The 17374-nt window shown below is 66.1% G+C and carries 18 protein-coding genes and 1 tRNA gene; 7 read left to right on the plus strand and 12 right to left on the minus strand.

The window, feature by feature from the left end:
* Nucleotides 1–59 precede the first annotated feature (59 nt).
* Nucleotides 60–278, minus strand: a complete 219-nt coding sequence (locus Q0718_RS11000) for a DUF2007 domain-containing protein (RefSeq protein ID WP_298917702.1) — start codon at nucleotides 276–278, stop codon at nucleotides 60–62.
* A gap of 117 nt (nucleotides 279–395) precedes the next feature.
* Here Q0718_RS11000 and Q0718_RS11005 point away from each other — a divergent pair, with 117 nt between their 5' ends.
* Nucleotides 396–1409 carry a polyprenyl synthetase family protein gene (locus tag Q0718_RS11005; RefSeq protein WP_298917704.1) on the plus strand — a complete coding sequence of 338 codons (1014 nt, stop codon included), beginning with the start codon at nucleotides 396–398 and terminating at the stop codon, nucleotides 1407–1409.
* Here Q0718_RS11005 and Q0718_RS11010 read toward each other — a convergent pair.
* Genes Q0718_RS11010 through Q0718_RS11025 form a run of 4 tightly spaced genes read right to left on the minus strand, consistent with a single transcriptional unit; the run spans nucleotide 1406 to nucleotide 6745 of the window.
* Nucleotides 1406–2461 (minus strand): hypothetical protein, encoded by a 1056-nt coding sequence (locus Q0718_RS11010; RefSeq protein WP_298917706.1) that lies wholly within the window; start codon nucleotides 2459–2461, stop codon nucleotides 1406–1408. The two genes, Q0718_RS11005 and Q0718_RS11010, sit on opposite strands and share 4 nt — an antisense overlap.
* Nucleotides 2452–3270, minus strand: a complete 819-nt coding sequence (locus tag Q0718_RS11015; protein WP_298917708.1) for a 4-(cytidine 5'-diphospho)-2-C-methyl-D-erythritol kinase — start codon at nucleotides 3268–3270, stop codon at nucleotides 2452–2454. Before Q0718_RS11015 ends, Q0718_RS11010 begins: the two co-directional genes overlap by 10 nt.
* A 9-nt stretch (nucleotides 3271–3279) precedes the next feature.
* Nucleotides 3280–5034 (minus strand): tetratricopeptide repeat protein, encoded by a 1755-nt coding sequence (locus tag Q0718_RS11020; RefSeq protein ID WP_298917710.1) that lies wholly within the window; start codon nucleotides 5032–5034, stop codon nucleotides 3280–3282.
* A gap of 28 nt (nucleotides 5035–5062) precedes the next feature.
* The gene (locus Q0718_RS11025; protein WP_298917712.1) at nucleotides 5063–6745 is read right to left on the minus strand and encodes an electron transfer flavoprotein-ubiquinone oxidoreductase; all 1683 of its coding nucleotides are present in this window, start codon (nucleotides 6743–6745) and stop codon (nucleotides 5063–5065) included.
* A 108-nt stretch (nucleotides 6746–6853) separates the two neighbouring features.
* Here Q0718_RS11025 and rimK point away from each other — a divergent pair, with 108 nt between their 5' ends.
* Both rimK and Q0718_RS11035 read left to right on the plus strand, forming a co-directional pair.
* Nucleotides 6854–8254: a 30S ribosomal protein S6--L-glutamate ligase gene (gene rimK, locus Q0718_RS11030; protein ID WP_298917714.1), complete on the plus strand. Its 1401-nt coding sequence runs from the start codon at nucleotides 6854–6856 to the stop codon at nucleotides 8252–8254.
* 40 nt (nucleotides 8255–8294) lie between these two features.
* Nucleotides 8295–8597, plus strand: a complete 303-nt coding sequence (locus Q0718_RS11035; RefSeq protein WP_298917716.1) for a YggT family protein — start codon at nucleotides 8295–8297, stop codon at nucleotides 8595–8597.
* Nucleotides 8598–8779: 182 nt separating this feature from the next.
* Here Q0718_RS11035 and Q0718_RS11040 read toward each other — a convergent pair.
* The 5 genes from Q0718_RS11040 to hemC form a co-directional block, all read right to left on the minus strand.
* Nucleotides 8780–8855 (minus strand) — tRNA-Thr (locus Q0718_RS11040).
* 61 nt (nucleotides 8856–8916) lie between these two features.
* Nucleotides 8917–10389 carry a heme biosynthesis HemY N-terminal domain-containing protein gene (locus Q0718_RS11045; RefSeq protein ID WP_298917718.1) on the minus strand — a complete coding sequence of 491 codons (1473 nt, stop codon included), beginning with the start codon at nucleotides 10387–10389 and terminating at the stop codon, nucleotides 8917–8919.
* Nucleotides 10386–11180 (minus strand): hypothetical protein, encoded by a 795-nt coding sequence (locus Q0718_RS11050; protein WP_298917720.1) that lies wholly within the window; start codon nucleotides 11178–11180, stop codon nucleotides 10386–10388. The genes Q0718_RS11045 and Q0718_RS11050 overlap by 4 nt, the downstream gene beginning before the upstream one ends.
* 9 nt (nucleotides 11181–11189) lie before the next feature.
* Nucleotides 11190–11861 carry a uroporphyrinogen-III synthase gene (locus Q0718_RS11055; protein ID WP_298917722.1) on the minus strand — a complete coding sequence of 224 codons (672 nt, stop codon included), beginning with the start codon at nucleotides 11859–11861 and terminating at the stop codon, nucleotides 11190–11192.
* Complete coding sequence (gene hemC / locus Q0718_RS11060; protein WP_298917724.1) at nucleotides 11836–12774, minus strand: hydroxymethylbilane synthase; 939 nt, start codon at nucleotides 12772–12774, stop codon at nucleotides 11836–11838. Before hemC ends, Q0718_RS11055 begins: the two co-directional genes overlap by 26 nt.
* Nucleotides 12775–12804: 30 nt before the next feature.
* On the opposite strand from hemC, the gene tsaD reads away from it, so the two are divergent.
* The 4 genes from tsaD to Q0718_RS11080 are packed head-to-tail and all read left to right on the plus strand — an operon-like array spanning nucleotide 12805 to nucleotide 15747.
* Complete coding sequence (tsaD, locus tag Q0718_RS11065; protein ID WP_298917725.1) at nucleotides 12805–13920, plus strand: tRNA (adenosine(37)-N6)-threonylcarbamoyltransferase complex transferase subunit TsaD; 1116 nt, start codon at nucleotides 12805–12807, stop codon at nucleotides 13918–13920.
* On the plus strand, nucleotides 13917–14495 hold the full coding sequence (locus Q0718_RS11070) for a glutathione S-transferase N-terminal domain-containing protein (RefSeq protein ID WP_298917728.1): 579 nt from the start codon (nucleotides 13917–13919) through the stop codon (nucleotides 14493–14495). The genes tsaD and Q0718_RS11070 overlap by 4 nt, the downstream gene beginning before the upstream one ends.
* On the plus strand, nucleotides 14492–15490 hold the full coding sequence (locus Q0718_RS11075) for an NAD(P)H-dependent glycerol-3-phosphate dehydrogenase (protein WP_298917731.1): 999 nt from the start codon (nucleotides 14492–14494) through the stop codon (nucleotides 15488–15490). Before Q0718_RS11070 ends, Q0718_RS11075 begins: the two co-directional genes overlap by 4 nt.
* Before the next feature lie 2 nt (nucleotides 15491–15492).
* Nucleotides 15493–15747, plus strand: coding sequence for a hypothetical protein (locus tag Q0718_RS11080; protein ID WP_298917733.1), 255 nt, complete (start codon nucleotides 15493–15495; stop codon nucleotides 15745–15747).
* An 11-nt stretch (nucleotides 15748–15758) separates the two neighbouring features.
* Here the strand turns inward: Q0718_RS11080 and Q0718_RS11085 are convergent, their stop codons facing one another.
* Nucleotides 15759–16385: a protein-L-isoaspartate(D-aspartate) O-methyltransferase gene (locus Q0718_RS11085; RefSeq protein ID WP_298917735.1), complete on the minus strand. Its 627-nt coding sequence runs from the start codon at nucleotides 16383–16385 to the stop codon at nucleotides 15759–15761.
* Nucleotides 16382–17152 (minus strand): 5'/3'-nucleotidase SurE, encoded by a 771-nt coding sequence (gene surE, locus Q0718_RS11090; RefSeq protein WP_298917738.1) that lies wholly within the window; start codon nucleotides 17150–17152, stop codon nucleotides 16382–16384. Before surE ends, Q0718_RS11085 begins: the two co-directional genes overlap by 4 nt.
* Between the last annotated feature and the right edge of the window lie 222 nt (nucleotides 17153–17374).

Raw genomic sequence — 17374 nt, forward strand, 5'->3', positions numbered from 1 at the left:
TACGCGCATGGGCCGAAAGTTCAAGCGCGCACGGGCGATCACCGATGCGCGATTGTCAGTCAGACCTTCAGTTCGTGGCCGATACCCGCATCGATCAAGGCTTCGCGCGCTTCCGCCGCATCCTCGCCCAGCACCATCAACCGTTTCGGAATCATGATTCCCGGCTCCAGCACGCTCATGTTTTCGTCCATCACGAAATGTTCGATCCCGGCATCCTTCAGGATCGCCTGGGCAAAGGCGATGGTGGCCGGATCGGTGGTGACGATGAGCGGGATCATCAGGGCGTCCTTCCCCAAGCGGAGCGCGGATGCAAGCGGGGTGTCGCGCACGTCATTGTCACTTGTGTGCCGGGGTCCGCATCCTTAACTAACGATACGAAACGAAGGACCCCGACCTTGAACGCTCCGGTACAGATACAGCGCGACGACGCGCTCTCTCCGGTCCAGCACCTCTGGACGCTGTGCCGGGACGACATGGCGGCCGTGGACGCGCTGATCGTGGAGCGGATGCATTCGCCCATCGGCATGATCCCGGACCTAGCGCAACATCTGGTCGGCGCGGGCGGCAAGCGTCTGCGCCCGTTGCTGACGGTCGCGACGGCGCGTCTCTGCGACTATTCGGGGGATGCGCATCACAAGCTGGCGGCGGCGGTCGAGTTCATCCACTCCGCCACATTGCTGCACGACGACGTCGTGGACGAATCGGACCTCCGGCGCGGCAGGAAGCCCGCCAATCTGATCTGGGGCAACAGTGCGTCGATCCTGGTCGGCGATTTCCTCTTCGCCCGCGCTTTCAACCTGATGGTCGAAGCAGGCTCCATGGAAGCGCTCGGCATCTTGTCCAACGCGTCTTCCGTCATCGCCGAAGGTGAAGTTCATCAGCTGGCCGCGCTGCGCAACATCGACATGACGGAAGACGACTACATGACCGTCATCGAGGCCAAGACGGCGGCCTTGTTCGCGGCGGCCACGGAAGTCGCACCGGTCATCACCGGGCTGGACGCGGCGAAGCGGACGGCCTTGCGCGATTACGGCATGAAGCTTGGCCTGGCCTTCCAGCTGGTTGACGACGCACTCGATTATGGCGGGCAGCAGAGCGCGCTGGGCAAGTCGGTCGGCGACGATTTCCGCGAAGGCAAGATGACCCTGCCCGTCATCCGCGCTTTGGCCAAGGCCGATGCCTCCGAGACCGAATTCTGGCGCAAGGTCATCGTCGCGCGCGAGCAGGACGATCTGGACCTGCAGCGTGCCGTGTCGATCCTGCGCCGCACCGGCGCGTTGGATGAGACGCTGCAGATGGCGCGACGCTTCTCGGTCGAGGCGATCGAGACGCTGGACCCGTTCGAGCGCTCGCCCCTTCGCGACTGCCTTCAGGACCTGGCCGCCTACGTGGTGTCGCGCGCGTCCTAGTTCGGCAGTGTCGCCGCCCGCGCCAGATAAGCGGCCACGAAAAGCCCCGCGACCAGCCCCAGCCCTGACATCGAGCCGAGTGTGCCACGCATATGCGCCTGATGCACCAGAGCCACCATCAGCAGGGACAACAGGGCATAGATGATGCTGACCCCGATGTGTCCGCCGCGCTTTCGCGCCCAGCGCTGGTAGAGATGGCTGCGATGCGGCGCCAGGAAGCCGATCCGTTTGAAAGGTTTGCGCAATAAAGTGATGAGCACATCGGCCAGAAGCGGCATGATCAGCAGCGGTCCGGCATAGAGCAACCGCAGTTCCGGCTGTTCGTGGACCAGGAACAGGACCGACCCGGCATACAGGAACGCCGCGCCAAGCGCTCCGCAATCGCCTGCGAAAACGGCCGCGCGCGGCCTGAAATTATAGGGCAGGAAACCGAACAGGGCGCCCGCCAGCGATCCGGTCATCAATGCCGTGACGGGCGCGCCGACACTGAGCGCCAGCGCGCACAGTCCGGCGCTGGCGATGCCAAGCGAGCTCGCGAAAAGCCCGTTGATCCCATCCACGAAGTTGACGGCATTGGTCACGGTGAACAGCCACAGGATCGTTCCCCCTAGCCCGGACCACCAGAGCAGATAGAGATGGTCGGTCCGGAACGGCAGCATCGTGACCGATCCGATCGTGCCGACACCCAGCGCCGAAAGCGCCAGGATCAGACCGAACTTGAACCGCGCCCGCAATATGTAGCGGTCGTCCACCAGGCCGAGAAAGGACACGGCAAACGTCACGGAGAGGAATGAAGCGAGCTTCTCCGCCGTGCCGGGCTGGGCGAAAATGCGGTCCTGATGAAAGACGGCGGCGATCAGGATGGCCGACCCGACCCCCGCCATGATGCCGAGCCCGCCTGCCGTCGGGGTCATGCGCGAATGGCTGGACCGATGATCGGGTATGTCGCCCAGCCCGCCCAGACGCGCAAACCCGGTCACGGCCAGCGAGACGAATAGCGCCATGCCGGCGACCTGCAATCCGATCAGCATGTCCATCGACATCATCGGCATCGATCGTCATCCCCCAGCCAGGTCGGTGCGACCCACCATCCAGTCCGTGCGAGCATGGCTGCCGCCGCATCTGCTGACGGCTTGTCGTCGAACAGCCCGAAACAGGTCGCCCCAGACCCGCTCATCCGGGCGAGACGGCAACCTGGTCGGGACTGCAAGGCTGCAATGACCTCGCCGATGACCGGCGCGACGGCGCAGGCCGTTTCCTGCAGATCGTTGCGCCCAGCTCGCGCCCTGTCGAGCAACGTCCCCGCTCGGACAGTCCGCTCCGGCACTTCGGCCGGACCCGTGGCATCATAATTGGCGAAGATGCGGCTTGTCGGGACCGGGACGCCCGGATTGACCAGCACGGCTGCGACACGCTCCAGTCCCGGCAATGGCGTGATCCGCTCCCCGATGCCTTCCATCATGGCCGTGCGCGACAGGCGGCAGACCGGGACGTCCGCGCCGAGCGAAGTCGCGTCGACTTCCCCGTCGGGATCGAAGCGCCGCAGGATCGCCGCCGCGTTGGCCGACCCTCCGCCAATGCCCGCCGCGACCGGCAAGGTCTTCGTCAGGACCAGCGCGTGGGGCGGCGCATCGCACATCCGCATGGCTTTGAGGATAAGATTGTCCGGGCCGACCGACAGCTCCTGCGAAAAGGGTCCGTCGATCGTCAGCGACGTCTCGGTCGCCGGTTGCGCTGCGATATGGTCGCCCACATCGGCGAATACGACCAAGCTGTCGACCGGATGATAGCCGCGCCAACGGCCTTTGCGGATCGGCGCGCCGACATGCAGCGTCAGATTGACCTTGGCCCCGCAGAACATGAGCGGCGTTCAGGACGCGGGAACGGCGTTGGGTCCGGCGTCCAGCTTGGCCTGAATGGCGGCGATCTCCTCTTCCGTGGGATCGTATTCCAGCGCCCGCCGCCATTGATAGGTCGCTTCGCGCTTGCGCCCCAGACGCCAATAGACGTCGCCCAGATGGTCGATGATCGTTGCCGAATAGGGTGTCAGCACGACCGCGCGCTCCAGATGGGTCCTGGCATCGTCATACTGGCCCAGCTTGTAGTGCGCCCAGCCGAGGCTATCGACAATGGCGCCTGAATCGGGTTGCAGCGTGACGGCTTTTTCGATCATCTCGAAGGCGCGCGTCAGATTCTCGCCCCGGTCCACCCATGTATAACCCAGATAGTTCAGCGTATCGGCGTCGTCCGGATTGTAAGACAGGACGCGCAGGAAATCGGCTTCCGCGTCTGGCCAGCGTCCCAGCCGCTCGTATATGATGCCGCGCAGGCGCAGCGGCTCGGGATTCTCAGCCAGCTCTTCCGCCGACAACGTATCGACCAGCTGGGTGTAGAAGGGCAACGCCTCGGCCCATTTCTCCCGGAAAAAACGCGCGCGGCCTAGGGCTTCGCGCGTGTAGTAGGACGGGTGTGTCTCCGCCAGACCGGCCAGCATGCCGAGCGCATCTTCGTCTCGGTCCTGATCGAACAGCTGGTTGGCCAGACCCATGCGCGCATTGACGTAGTATGCACTCTGACGCTCGACCGTTTCGTATAGCGCAATGATCTCGGCGCGCGTCACGGCGTCCATGTCCGGATGGGTTTCTTCCAACAGGCCCGCCAGCCAGATTGCGGAACGGTCGAAGTCCGGGTCGATCCACCGCGCGAAACGCAGCATGGTTTCCGCCCCGTCCAGCGACTGGTTGCGCACGAAGAAGGCGAAGGACGGATCGGTCAGGGCGCGCGCGGCCTCTGCGCGCTCGGACAGGCGCGGTAAACGGCGACCATCGCGGATGCGTGCCAGATAGTCTCCGGCGGGTCCGATCTCGGCTGCGGCGTTCGCTTCGATCATGGCATCCAGCCGTTCGGTGGCGGCCGCCTCCATGCCGTTCGCCGCCTCGAACCGCGCTCGCGCCAGACCGTATTCCAGCGGCGCGACGCCGCTATCGCCGACTTGGTCGAACGCAGCGACCGCCGCCGCGACGTTCCCCAGCCGGGCTTCCAGCTTGGCCAATTGCAGCATGCCGAGCGCATCGAAATAGCTCGTATCGCTCAGATCGGAGAAGGTCTGCCGCGCCGCTTCGTACTGGCCTTCATCGACCTGGGTCCAGCCGAGCAATAGCTTCAGCACAAGCCCCATGGTGAAATCGGACGTCGGCTCCGTCGCATATTTGCGCACGCGCGCGGGCCGGCCCTTGGCAAAGGCATCGACGGCCAGCACGGCGCGCGCCATGCTTTCCGTCCGGTCCTTGCCGTAAAGCTGTTCCGCCGTATCGACCGCCAGTTTACGGTCGTCGGAAAACAGCGCGGAGTAGAGCGCCAGACGCCCCAGACGCGCATCGTCGGGCGCGAGCGAATAGGCATCCTGGAAATAGCGCGACTGCGCGCGCGGGTCGTTGAGATAGCGCGCATAGCTGCCCGACAGGTAATCGCCCAGCATGCGCGCACGCGGGTCGTCAGCGGCCGGGCCCGCTGCCAGGGTTGCGCAGGCGGGCAGCACACCGATCAAGGCGGTCAGGCAGAAGGCGCGGAACATCATGACATATGTCCTAGCAGGGTCGGCCGCCATGCGACAGGTGCGGGTCATTACGGTTTCCAAGGGCCGGAGGCGTGGATCACATGCCGGCATAGTTCGGGCCGCCGCCACCTTCGGGCACGGTCCAGACGATGTTCTCGCTCGGATCCTTGATGTCGCAGGTCTTGCAATGGATGCAGTTCTGCGCGTTGATGACGAATTTCGGCCCTTCGCCTTCCTCCACGACGATCTCGTAGACCCCGGCCGGGCAATAGCGCTGCGCCGGTTCGTTATAGACCGGCAGATTGACATCCACGGGGATGCTCGGATCGATCAGCTTGAGGTGGCTCGGCTGGTTTTCGCCGTGATAGGTGTTGGTGAAGCTGACATTGGTCAGCCGGTCGAAGGAGAGGACACCGTCCGGTTTCGAATATTCGATGACTTTGTGCTTCTTGGCCTTTTCGGTCGCCTTGGCGTCGTTCTTCTTGTGAGAGAGCGTGCCGAAGGGGCTGAATCCGAACAGGGTCTGCAGCCACATATCCATGCCGCCGAGCAACATGCCGCCCAGGAACGGGCCGAAACGGCCGTTCAGCGCGGCGACGTTGCGCACCGGGCGGAGGTCCGCGCCGATCTCCCCGTCATGGATCTCGCGGTCATAGTCGGACAAGGTGTCGGCGGAGCGACCGGCGCGCAATGCGCGGTCCGCCGCTTCGGCAGCCGCGATGCCCGACAGCATCGCGTTGTGATTGCCCTTGATGCGCGGCAGGTTGACCAGCCCGACCGAACAGCCGAGCAACGCCCCGCCCGGAAAGGCGGCCTGCGGCAGGGACTGGTAGCCGCCTTTCGTCACGACACGCGCCCCGTAGGAGATGCGTTTGCCGCCCTTCAGCACCTTGGCGATGTCCGGATGGTGCTTCCAGCGCTGGAAGTCCATGTAGGGGTAGACGTGCGGGTTCTCATAATTGAGGTCCACGATCATGCCCAGATAGACCTGGTTGTTTTCCGCATGATAGAGGAACGAGCCACCCCCGCGTTTCAGGCCCAGCGGCCAACCGGTGGAGTGATAGACCTTGCCGGGCTCGTGGTGCGCCGGATCGATCTCCCACACTTCCTTCATGCCGAGGCCGAACTTTTGAGGATCCACCCCGTCGCGCAGGCCGTAGGCCTTCATCGCGACCTGGGACAGAGATCCGCGCGCGCCTTCGGCGAGGAAGACATACTTGCCGTGCAGCTCCATGCCCGGCTCGTAATTCGGACCCTTGACGCCGTCTTGAGAGGAGGCATCCTTTTCATAGCCGAATTCGCCCGCGACCACGCCTTTCAGGCTGCCGTCCTCGCGGTAGATCAATTCCGAGCACGCCATGCCGGGGAAGATTTCCACGCCGAGCTTTTCCGCCTCGTCGCCCATCCACCGCGTGACCGCCCCCATGGAGACGACATACTTGCCGTGATTGCTCATCAGCGGCGGCATGATGGCGTTGGGCAGTTGCAGGCCGCCGGACTTGCCCAGGACGGCGAGATGGTCGGAGGTGACCTCCTGCTTGACCGGGCAGGACGCATCGGTGCGGAAGTCGGGGAACAGCTTCTCCAGCCCGACCGCGTCCAGCACCGCACCGGACAGGATATGCGCGCCGACTTCGGAGCCCTTCTCCAACAGCACGACGGAGGTTTCCGGATTGAGCTGTTTCAGACGGATCGCTGCCGACAGGCCGGCCGGACCGGCGCCGACGATGACGACGTCATAGTCCATGCTTTCACGTTGGACGGCTTCGGTGTTATCCATGGGCGGGCGTGTTCCAGAAAAGTCTTTATTTGCGTTACGCCGCGAGGACTACTGCGTTAAGCCGCTCGCGACAAGCGGCGCTATGCGCGCAGCGGAAAAAGGAAATTCATGTCGATCGAACCCATTGCGCCTCCCAAATTCCCGCTCGGTTGGGAGGAATGGGTCGCCATGCCCGATCTCGGCCTGCCCGCCATCAAGGCCAAGGTCGATACGGGCGCCAGAACTTCGGCGCTGCACGCCGTGCGGGTGGAACCGTTCGGCTCCGAAGCCAAGCCGCAGGTCCGCTTCATCATGCATCCCGATCCCGACGATCCGTCGATCGAGGTCGTCTGCTCCGCCCGGGTCAAGGACAAGCGCATGGTCACCTCGTCCAACGGCCAGTCCGAACTGCGCTACGTCATCCAGACCGAGGCGACGATCGGGGGCAAAACGCTCCCCATCGACATCAGCCTGACGAACCGGGAGACGATGGGTTACCGCATGCTGCTGGGTCGCTCGGCCATCCAGGGCGATATGAGCGTTCGTCCGACGGAGAGCTTCCTGCAAGACACGCTCTCCTACGATGTCTACAGAAAGCGCCGCAAATCCTCGGTCAAGCAACGGCCCTTGCGCATCGGCATCCTGACGCAGAGCCCGAAAAACTATTCCAATCGCCGCATGATCGAGGCGGCCGAAGCGCGCGGCCACACGATCGAGACGATCTACACGTCGCGCTGCTACATGGCGATCAACGCCCACAAACCCGAAGTCCATTACGACGGCAAGCCGCTTGAGCGTTACGACGCGATCATTCCGCGCATCGGGTCGTCGATCACCTTCTACGGCATGGCGGTCGTGCGCCAGTTCGAAGCGATGGGCGTCTATGTCTTGAATATGGCGGACAGCATCGGCAAGTCGCGCGACAAGCTGCTGGCGCATCAACTGCTCGGCCAGCACGGGCTCGGCATGCCGACCACCGCCTTCGCTAAGAGCGCGCGCGACACGAAAGGCATTCTCGATCTGGTCGGCGGCAGCCCGGTCGTGGTGAAACTGCTGGAGTCGACCCAAGGGCGCGGCGTCGTGCTGGCGGAGACGCGCAAGACGGCCTCGGCCCTGATCGATGCCTTCCGCGGGCTCGACGCGCACTTCCTGGTGCAGGAGTTCGTTCGCGAAGCGGGCGGGTCCGACATCCGCGCCTTCGTCGTCAACGGCAAGGTGGTCGGGTCGATGATGCGGACGGCTGCACCTGGGGATTTCCGGTCCAACGTGCATCAGGGCGGATCGGTCAAGAAGATCCGCCTGAGCAAGGACGAACGCCGCGCCGCCATCCGCGCGGCGAAGATCCTGAAGCTCGACGTGTCCGGCGTGGACATATTGCGCGCCGAGTCGGGGCCGAAGATCCTCGAAGTCAATTCGTCGCCCGGCCTGCAAGGCATCGAGACCGCGACGGGCAAGGACATCGCCGGGGCCATCATCGAATGCATCGAGGCCAACGTGCCGACCATCTACCGCGTCGGCCATAAGAGCTAAGCCTCTTGTCCCGACCGGGCCGTCTGGCTAGGGCGTGCGCATGAGCTTCGCCCAATCCATCATCGTGTTCTTCATCATGCCGGTCCTCAGCGTGATACGCTGGCTGATCATCATCGAGATCGTGCTGACCTGGCTCATCGCTTTTGGCGTCGTGCAGCGCGGCGGCATGGTCTCGCAGATCGCCCACGGCCTGTCGCGCTTCACCGATCCGATCCTGGATCCGTTCCGCCGCGTCATTCCGCCCATGGGCGGTTTGGACCTGTCCCCCATCGTAGCGATCCTGCTGCTGCTTTGGGTGGAACGCTATCTGGTCGGCGGCCTTCTGCTGCAGATGGTGGGGTAGTCGCACCCGTTAGGTCGGGCGAACCTTGCCGCAACCAAAAGCGTCCCCGGCATTGATTGCAAGAAGGCACTGTGCGGCGCATCCAAAGTGTGAAGACGGCCAGCGTTCCGCATCATTGAGCGTGGCTGATCTTTCGGCCGCCCTGCGTCGGAAATTCTGCGGGAAACGCGGAATCGACAGGCTGGTGCCGCTAGGGTGACTTGAACACCCGACCCCCGCATTACGAATGCGATGCTCTACCAGCTGAGCTATAGCGGCACGCCAGCCTTGGCGAGGCGGCGCTATAACGCCGGCGCAAACCCCTCGCAAGCGGGATTTGTCAGTCCTTGCCCGGCACCACGTCGTCCGCCGAACCATCATCCAGCAAATCGTCGAAACGGCGGGCGAGATCGGCATCGTCCTCTTCCGGCGCGGCGAGGCGCGGCAGATCGGGCTTGGCTTCGGGCGTGGGGCGGCGGATCGCGCCGCGGCGCTCGGCGCGCGGATGCACCAGTTCGCCCGTATCGCCGAAGGAGAAGACCAGCCGGCGCCAGTCCTGCGCCTCGTAGCCGAACCCCGGCCCTTCCGGATCCAGATCGGACCAGTCGCGCTCCGTCGGCGCGGTCGTGGCGCGCTCCGTCCACATCTGGGCGTCCATGCGGTTGTCCAGCGCCCGTTCGGCTTCGGCGGCCAGCAGGCAAAGCCGCGTCGTCGGCTCTTCCTCTTCGATCAACTCCGTCAGGATCGATAGCGCCTCGACCGGGCGACCGGCCCCGAGATGGTGCGAGACCATCAGCAATCGCGCTTCGCGCGCGTTCGGATCGTGAGCGATGAACCGCTCCAGCCGCGCGCCTTGCGTCGAAACGCTCTCGCCCGGGTAGAGCTCGAAATAGGCGATGGAGAGCGCCGGGTGGGGCGTGGCCTTCCACGTGCGTTCCAGCAAATCGGCCGCCTTTTTCTGCGCGCCCATGGTGGTGAGTTCGTAGGCCGCGATCGCTGCGGCCGGAGCGAAGTCAGGGGCGTCCTTCAACGCGGCCTGCGACAGCTCCAAGGCCTTGTCGTGCTGGCCGTGATCCATCCAGTAATCGGCTTCGGCGCTGAGCAGCACGGCGCGGCGGCGGGCGAACATGCCCACGTCCATGTGCCCGGCGGCGCGACCCTTCTCCAGCACTTCGCGCGCTTCGGTCCAGCGGAAGTCCGCGACCAGGGCCTTGAACAAGGTCTCGAACGCCCAGCGGGCCTGGACATTCTGGTCGAACGCCTCGCGCGCGGCTTCGACGGCGCCGGGCAGGTCACCCGTCGCCAGTTTCGCCTGGGCCAATCCGCGCTGCCCGGTCGGACGGGTCTTGGGGCTGTCCAGCATCGCTTCGTAATGTTCCACGGCCTCGTCATAGTCGCCGGAGGCTTCGGCCGCCGTCGCGCTGATGATCCGGCCGAGATCGCTCGACCCGGCCAGGTCGCGCACTTTCGCGGACGCCTTGCGCGCACGCTCCGAATCGCCTTCCGCCCCGGCGATCAGCGCTTCTTCCATCGCGTCGATGGCGCGGTTGCGGCGGCGCATGCCGACGCCGGATTTCAGGCGGCGCGGCAGACGCCAGATCCACAGCAGGACCGACCAGAGCGTGATCGTGCCGATCATCAGCACCGTGCCCATCACGATGGCGGCCTGCCAGCTCATTTCCAGATCGGGAAAGGCGATGGGCCACTTCGTCCCGGTCGAACTGATCGTCAGCAGCGCGTCGTCCCCGATATAGAGCAACACGCCGGCCAGCAGCGCGAGGAAGAGGAGCAGGGTGATAATGTATTTCGTCATGGCAGGGCGTCTTCCATATCCGCGCGCCAGGCGCGAGCCAGAGTCTGTAGTTGCGCGGGCAGACGGTCGAACTTGTCGATCGCCGCACGCGGCCGGCCCGCCATCATGTCCTGTTCGATCAGATCGATCAGACGATCCGGATTGTCGGCGCCGCGTACGCGCACGTGGCGGGCGAATGTGCGCCGAATAAGGCCGCTTCCCGACAATTCCGCCGCGCCGTCGCGCAGGGTCTGCGCTGGGAAGCGCGGCAGGGACTTCGGATCGACGGCCGTTTCGCGGCGAACCGGCGGCGTGTCCGCCAGACCCGACGGAGACGGAGCGTCGACCGCGCGACGTTGCATCCCGGCTTCGAGATCGGCGATCCTGGCTTCGAGCGCTTCGACATCCGGAATGTCTGGCATTTCCGGGATTTCGAATCCGTCCGCCTGCAAGGTTTCCAGCCGGGTCACGATCTCCTCGCTGAGCGGGTCGACGGTCGGGCGCGCTTCCAGCGCCGCGATGCGGCGTTCCAGCGGCGCCAGATCGACGGTCGGGATGACGGGCTCCGGACGCTCGCGCAGCGTCGCCACCTCCTGCTGCAACGCCTCGATCCGCGCCTCCAGCGGCCCCGGATCGTACGGCAAAGGCCGCATCATCCAAGCCGCGACGGCGCCGAGGCTCAGCGCGACGACGAGGCCCGCACCGAGGATCAGCGGCCAGCGTGGCCGCCGTTCGACGGCGATGTCGTCCGCATAATAAGGTTCGTCGTCATCCGGATGCGGCAGGATGACGATTTCATCGGGGTCGGTCATGCGACCATCCTAAGGCAACGGCTCCCGGCTGCAAGCGATCAGCGCGCTCTCGTCCGGGGACTTCGCGATCCGGACGGTCATGCCGGACAAGGGCGCCGCGACGTTGGCGGACAGGCAATGGGCGGTCAGGTGCGAAAGATCCGTCTCCGGCAGGGCCATGAGCGTCTCAGAGGCCAGCGGCGAATAGAGTGCGACAGCCTGCACGGAGGCGACATCGATCGGCGCGTTGCAGACCGGCCGCGTGCGATAGACGACGCGTCGTTCGGCGGACAGTCCACGGTCGCGCAGCGTTTCCACGATCCGGCCACGGACGGTTTCTCCGGAAATATGAAAGATCTGTTCCCTGGTCTTCTCGACCCTATGGACAAGGGACGTCCAGTTCCCGTTCGCGGACACGATATCCGAGAACCCTTGCGCCGCCGCTTCGTCGGCCGTCGCCCGGCCGATTGCGTAGACGCGCCGTTCGTCGCCGACTAGACCCGAATGCCGGACACCGTGAGCCGAGGTGAAAATCAGCGGCGCCCGGTTCGGCAGGTCCGACACGGCGCCCAATGGCTCGACCCGCAGCAGCGGCGCAACGACCGGTTTGAAACCCGCCTCGGCCCAGACGCGCGCGCTGCGCGCGGCGGCGGGCTGCGTCCGCGTGATCCAGACCCTAATCGTCAAACGTGATCCGCCCATCGATTTCCACGCGCAGCGCTTCGCCCAGCGTGTACCCGAAATCATAGGCCTCGCCGACCGTTTCGACATCCCCCGTTTCCACGCTGGAGAAACGCAGACTGCCATCCTTGGCCAGAACTTCGCCCCGGAAACCCAATTGCGTCCCGACCGGGTCCGCCAGCGCGGCGATAGGCGTGCGGCAGGAACCGTCCAGCGCGCGCAGGAAGGCCCGTTCGCATGTGATCGCCATTTCCGACACGGGATCGTTCAGCCGTTTCATCGTCTCGCGCAGACCGTCTTCGTCGCGGCGCGTCTCGATTCCGACCACGCCCTGGGCCGGAGCGGGCAACATGAGGTCCGTCGGCACGGCTTGAGTGATGCGCGCGCCTTCGCCCAACCGGTTCAGCCCCGCCACGGCCAGAAAGGTCGCATCGCAGACTTCGGATTCCAGCTTTTTCAAACGCGTATGGACGTTTCCTCGCAGCAGGCAGAAGCGTATGTCGGGCCGCAACGCGGCAAGCTGCGCGCGGCGGCGCAGGGAGGCGGAGCCGACCAGCGCGCCGTCCGGCAAGGCGTCGATGGAGTCGTGCTTGACCGAGATGAACGCATCGCGCGGATCCTCGCGCGGCAGAAGCGCCGGGATGACCAACCGGTCGTGGCCGACGGTCGGCACGTCCTTCATGGAATGGACCGCCACGTCGATCCGGCCGTCCAGCAGCGCCTCTTCCAGTTCGCGCGTGAACAGTCCCTTGCCGCCGAAATCCTTCAGCTCGCCCTGGATGCGGTCGCCGGAGGTCTTGAGGATCCGGATCCGCCAGTCCGTCTCCGGGTCGTGCTCGGCCAGCAGGTCCCGCACCCAGTTGGCCTGGTAGAGCGCCAGCGGGCTGCCGCGCGTGCCGATATGGCGCGGGCCGGAATGTCGGGTCTGTTGCAACTGTCGCGGGCCTTCCTTACGTGGTCCGGGATGCCTTTAGCCGCGACAGATCAACCGAGGCAATCGAATGTCGCGCCCGCGCTGGTCCTGGGCATCGAAAGCAGCTGCGACGAGACCGCCGCCGCCGTGCTGTGCGCGGACCGGGGATTGCTCTCGAACATCGTCGCGTCGCAGGACGAGGCCCACCGCCCCTATGGCGGCGTGGTGCCGGAGATCGCCGCCCGCGCCCACATGTCCAGGATCGATACCGTCATCGACCGCGCCGTGACCGACGCCGGGATCGCCTATGACGACCTGTCCGCCGTCGCCGCCACATCCGGCCCCGGCCTGATCGGCGGCGTCATCACCGGGTTGATGGCGGCCAAGGGCCTCTCATCGAGCCTCGGCGTCCCGCTGGTCGCGGTCAATCATCTGGAAGGCCATGCCCTGTCGCCGCGCCTGACCGAGGACTGTCCCTTCCCCTATCTTCTGCTGCTCGTCTCCGGCGGCCATTCGCAGCTTTTGTCCGTCACCGGGCTGGGCGATTACGAACGGCTCGGCTCGACCATCGACGACGCCGCCGGCGAAGCCTTCGACAAGACGGCCAAGGTGATGGGGCTCGGCTTTCCCGGCGGGCCGAATGTGGAACGCTGGGCCGAGCTAGGCGACCCGCAGGCTATACCCCTGCCTCGCCCCCTGCTCGACCGCGATAGCTGCGACTTCTCCTTCGCCGGGCTCAAGACGGCCGTCACCCGCGCCTTCGCGGCGTCGGACCGATCCGATATCGCGAAGGCCGATCTGGCCGCCTCTTTCCAGCGCGCCGTCGCGGATTGCCTGGCGGACCGGACGGAACGGGCCATGGCCCGCTTCAAGGCGGACCATGACGGTCCGCACCGCTTCGTCGTGGCCGGCGGCGTGGCGGCCAACCGGACCTTGCGCGAACGCCTCGTCCGGACGGCGGAAAGAATGGGGTTCACGCCGATCTTTCCACCCCTTCAATTTTGCGGCGACAACGCCGCCATGATCGCCCGCGCCGGGCTGGAACGCCTCCAGGCCGGGTCGAGCGATCCGCTGAGCGCGCCCGCCCGCCCGCGCTGGCCGCTCGACACCGAAGCGGCACATGCCGCGCCCGCTTCGGGCTCCGGACGTAAAGGACCGAAATCATGATGCTCTACGGCTCCCTCACCTCGCCCTTCGTGCGCAAATGCCGGATCACGGCCATGGAAGCCGGCCTCGCCGACCGGCTCGACTTCGTCCTGACCGTGGTGATGGACGATGCGGGCGATCATCCCAATCCGCTCAACCTCGTCCCGTCGCTGGAGACGGACGAGGGTGAGCTCATCCTCGATAGCCGCGTCATCTGCGACTATCTCGCCGCCCAGGGACGCAACGATGCCCTGGCCGACGGCGCGGCGTGGGAAGACCGGACGCTGGCCGCCATGGCGGACGGGTTGATGGACCGCGCCGTCGCCGTCGCACTCGAACAACGCCGCCCGGAAAGCCGCCAGTCGGAGGACTGGCAATTCCGCCGCATCAACGCCATTCGCAACACCTTGCCGGAACTCGAACGGCGCCTGCCCGTGGATTTCACGCCCGGCGCCATCGCGCTGGTCTGCGCGCTGGGCTATCTCGACCTTCGGCATGACGATCTGGACTGGCGCAGCGGACATGCGGCGATGGCCGACTGGTTCGCCGCACGCGCGCAACGCCTCAGCGTCGCCGAAACGGAGCCGCCCGCATGACCTACCAGACCATCGGCGTGATCGGTGCGGGCGCCTGGGGCACGGCGCTGGCACAGACCCTGGCGACCTCCGGGCGTGACGTGACGCTCTGGAGCTTCGAGCCCGACTGCGCCGACGCCATCAACCGCGACCACGTCAACGACTGCTATCTGGACGGCGTGCTGCTCGACCCGCGCCTGCGCGCCACCTCGGATCCCGCCGATCTGGCCGGGTCGGACGCGGTCCTGTCCGTCGCCCCGGCGCAGCATACGCGCACGACCTTGCAAGCCTTCGTCCCGCATATCGCGGACGGCACGCCGGTGCTGCTCTGCTCCAAGGGGATCGAGATCAGCACGCGGTCCTTCATGGCCGACGTGCTGCGCGACGTGCTGCCCAACACCGTTCCGGCCGTGCTGTCGGGCCCGTCCTTCGCCGCCGACGTGGCGCGCGGCCTGCCGACGGCGGTCACGCTGGCCTGTGCCGATGCGGATATCGGCGCCGCCCTGGTCGAAGCCACGGCCGCGCCGACTTTCCGGCCCTATCTCACCGACGACGTGATCGGGGCGGAAATCGGTGGCGCGGTGAAGAACGTGCTGGCCATCGTGTGCGGCATCGTGCTCGGCAAGGGCCTGGGCCGCTCGGCCCACGCCGCGGTCATGGCCCGCGGTTTCGCGGAGATGACCCGCCTGGGCAAGGCGCTCGGCGCCCGGCCCGAAACGCTCACCGGACTGTGCGGGCTCGGCGATCTGGTCCTGACCTGCAGCAGCGAAATGAGCCGCAATATGAGTTGCGGCCTCGCCTTGGGGCGCGGCGAACGGCTCGAAGACATCCTGCAGGGCCGTCTCGCCGTCACCGAAGGCGTCGCCACAGCGCCTGCCCTCAAGACCCTGGCGCAGCAGCACGGCGTGGAAATGCCGATCAGCTTCGCAATGGCCGACATTCTCGCAGGCGAGCTGTCCGTGGACGACGCGATGGTGCAGCTCATGTCGCGCGAGCACAGGGCCGAAGGGGAATAGGTATGGGCCAGTTCCTGATCTGGTCGCTTGTCGGGTCTATCGGGCTGACCGTCGCGCTCAATCTCCTCCCCGCCCTGTTTCCCGACGCCGCCGCCCGCGCCGAGCGCAAGCTCATGGAAGCCGTGCAATCGCAGCATGCCGACCGGACCGACCCGAACACGCCGCGCGTCAAGCTGTTCTTCCCGTGGAAAGCGATGCTGATCGGCTCGGTCGCGCTGACCGTCCTCGTCAACCTCGTCGGCCTGCTCGCGCGCTAGCGCGGCTTTCGCTAGAGCGTCTTGGACTTTCCCGCCTCGATCATGGGCAGGTCGAGCGGCATGAACTCCGTCTCGGTCGTGTGCTTGCGCGCTTTTTCGATCAGCGTCAGCCTGCCGTCCACGACCGCGACCAGCCGCCCGTTCGGCGCCAGCTGATCCATCACCTTGCCCGGCACGGCCCGCACGGCGCAGCCCAGCACGATCCGGTCGAACGGCGCCTGGCCCGGCCAGCCGTAACGCCCGTCGCCGTGGCGGATCTCGACATTGCGCAGGCCCAGTTCCGCCAGCGTCGCCTCCGCCGCTTCGACCAGCCCGGCATAGCGTTCGACGGCATAGACGCGCCGCGCCCGCCGCGCCATGACGCCCGACATCCAGCCCGACCCGCCGCCGACCTCCAGCACCTTGGAGCGGTCCGTCAGCGCCAACATCTGGACCAGCAGCGCCGCAGTGAGGGGGGGGCTGACCGTCTGCCCACAGGCGATGGGCAAGGTGATCTCCTCATAGGCGCGCTCATGCAGCGCCAGCGCGACGAAACGTTTGCGCGGCACTTCCTCCATGGCGCGCAGCACGTTCGCGTCGCTGATTCCGCGCGACCGCAGCCGCATGACCATGTCGATCAGGCGCGGATCGAAACTCACGGTTTCGACAGCTCCGCCGCCCCCAGCGACGCCAACGTGTCCGCGTGGGTCAGGTCCGTATGCAGCGGCGTGACCGAGATGAAGCCGTCATAGATGGCGCGCAGGTCCGTGCCCGCATCCGGGTCCGACTTCTTCGCCCCGTAGGTCAGCCAGTAATAGTCGCCGCCGCGCGGATGGTCGCGTTTGTCGATATGGCTCATCTGGAAGTCGCGCCGGCCCTGGCGCGTGAACTGCACCCCGCGGACGTCTTCGGGCGCCGCGTCCGGAAAATTGACGTTCAGCACGACGTCGGTTGGCCAACCGTTATCCAGCAAGCGGCGCACGACCGAGGCCCCGTGCGCTTCCGCCGTCTCCCACGGCAGCGAGGTCGCACCCTGGAAGCCGCGCGCCAGGCTCATCGCGATGGACGGCACGCCCATCTGCATGCCCTGCAAGGCGCCCGCGACCGTGCCCGAGAACGTCACGTCCTCGGCCAGGTTCTGCCCGCGATTGACGCCCGACAGGACCAGGTCCGGCGGATGGTCCTCCAGCAGGTCGCGCATGGCGACGATGACGCTGTCCGTGGGCGTGCCCGTGACCGAATAGATCCGGTCGTCCAGATGCCTCAGCCGGACCGGATTGTGCAGCGACACGCCGCGCGAGGCCGCCGATTGCTCCGTATCCGGCGCGCAGACCCAGACATCGTCCGAGAGCTGCGCCGCGATCCGGCGCAGCACCTGCAACCCCGTGGCGCGCACGCCGTCATCATTGGTCAGAAGTATTCGCATGGGTCGGCTCTAAGGCGGTTGGGCGGGTTTTGGAATGCCGCCGGACGGATGATCGCGGTTTTGGGTGGGAATATGGCATGTGGATAGGTGCGACCGGGCATCGGGGCCCCGGCGGGGTGTGTGTCGCGTCCTGGTTCGTGTCGGGTGACACGAGGCGCGGGCCCTGCCCCGTGACGGGGAAGGGAAAACAAGAACCATTTTCACGAAGGCAGGGCCCGCGCG

The sequence above is a fragment of the uncultured Algimonas sp. genome (genome assembly GCF_947498175.1).
GTDB lineage: Bacteria > Pseudomonadota > Alphaproteobacteria > Caulobacterales > Maricaulaceae > Litorimonas.

Bases quoted from the DNA above. Each gene is read 5' to 3' on its own strand.
- Q0718_RS11010 (WP_298917706.1), bottom strand. From the start codon at position 2,461: ATGCCGATGATGTCGATGGACATGCTGATCGGATTGCAGGTCGCCGGC.
- surE (WP_298917738.1), bottom strand. From the start codon at position 17,152: ATGCGAATACTTCTGACCAATGATGACGGCGTGCGCGCCACGGGGTTG.
- Q0718_RS11045 (WP_298917718.1), bottom strand. From the start codon at position 10,389: ATGACGAAATACATTATCACCCTGCTCCTCTTCCTCGCGCTGCTGGCC.
- Q0718_RS11055 (WP_298917722.1), bottom strand. From the start codon at position 11,861: ATGGGCGGATCACGTTTGACGATTAGGGTCTGGATCACGCGGACGCAG.
- Q0718_RS11020 (WP_298917710.1), bottom strand. From the start codon at position 5,034: ATGACCCGCACCTGTCGCATGGCGGCCGACCCTGCTAGGACATATGTC.
- Q0718_RS11050 (WP_298917720.1), bottom strand. From the start codon at position 11,180: ATGACCGACCCCGATGAAATCGTCATCCTGCCGCATCCGGATGACGAC.
- Q0718_RS11025 (WP_298917712.1), bottom strand. From the start codon at position 6,745: ATGGATAACACCGAAGCCGTCCAACGTGAAAGCATGGACTATGACGTC.
- tsaD (WP_298917725.1), top strand. From the start codon at position 12,805: ATGCCTTTAGCCGCGACAGATCAACCGAGGCAATCGAATGTCGCGCCC.
- rimK (WP_298917714.1), top strand. From the start codon at position 6,854: ATGTCGATCGAACCCATTGCGCCTCCCAAATTCCCGCTCGGTTGGGAG.
- Q0718_RS11015 (WP_298917708.1), bottom strand. From the start codon at position 3,270: ATGTTCTGCGGGGCCAAGGTCAATCTGACGCTGCATGTCGGCGCGCCG.
- Q0718_RS11000 (WP_298917702.1), bottom strand. From the start codon at position 278: ATGATCCCGCTCATCGTCACCACCGATCCGGCCACCATCGCCTTTGCC.
- Q0718_RS11075 (WP_298917731.1), top strand. From the start codon at position 14,492: ATGACCTACCAGACCATCGGCGTGATCGGTGCGGGCGCCTGGGGCACG.
- Q0718_RS11080 (WP_298917733.1), top strand. From the start codon at position 15,493: ATGGGCCAGTTCCTGATCTGGTCGCTTGTCGGGTCTATCGGGCTGACC.
- Q0718_RS11070 (WP_298917728.1), top strand. From the start codon at position 13,917: ATGATGCTCTACGGCTCCCTCACCTCGCCCTTCGTGCGCAAATGCCGG.
- Q0718_RS11035 (WP_298917716.1), top strand. From the start codon at position 8,295: ATGAGCTTCGCCCAATCCATCATCGTGTTCTTCATCATGCCGGTCCTC.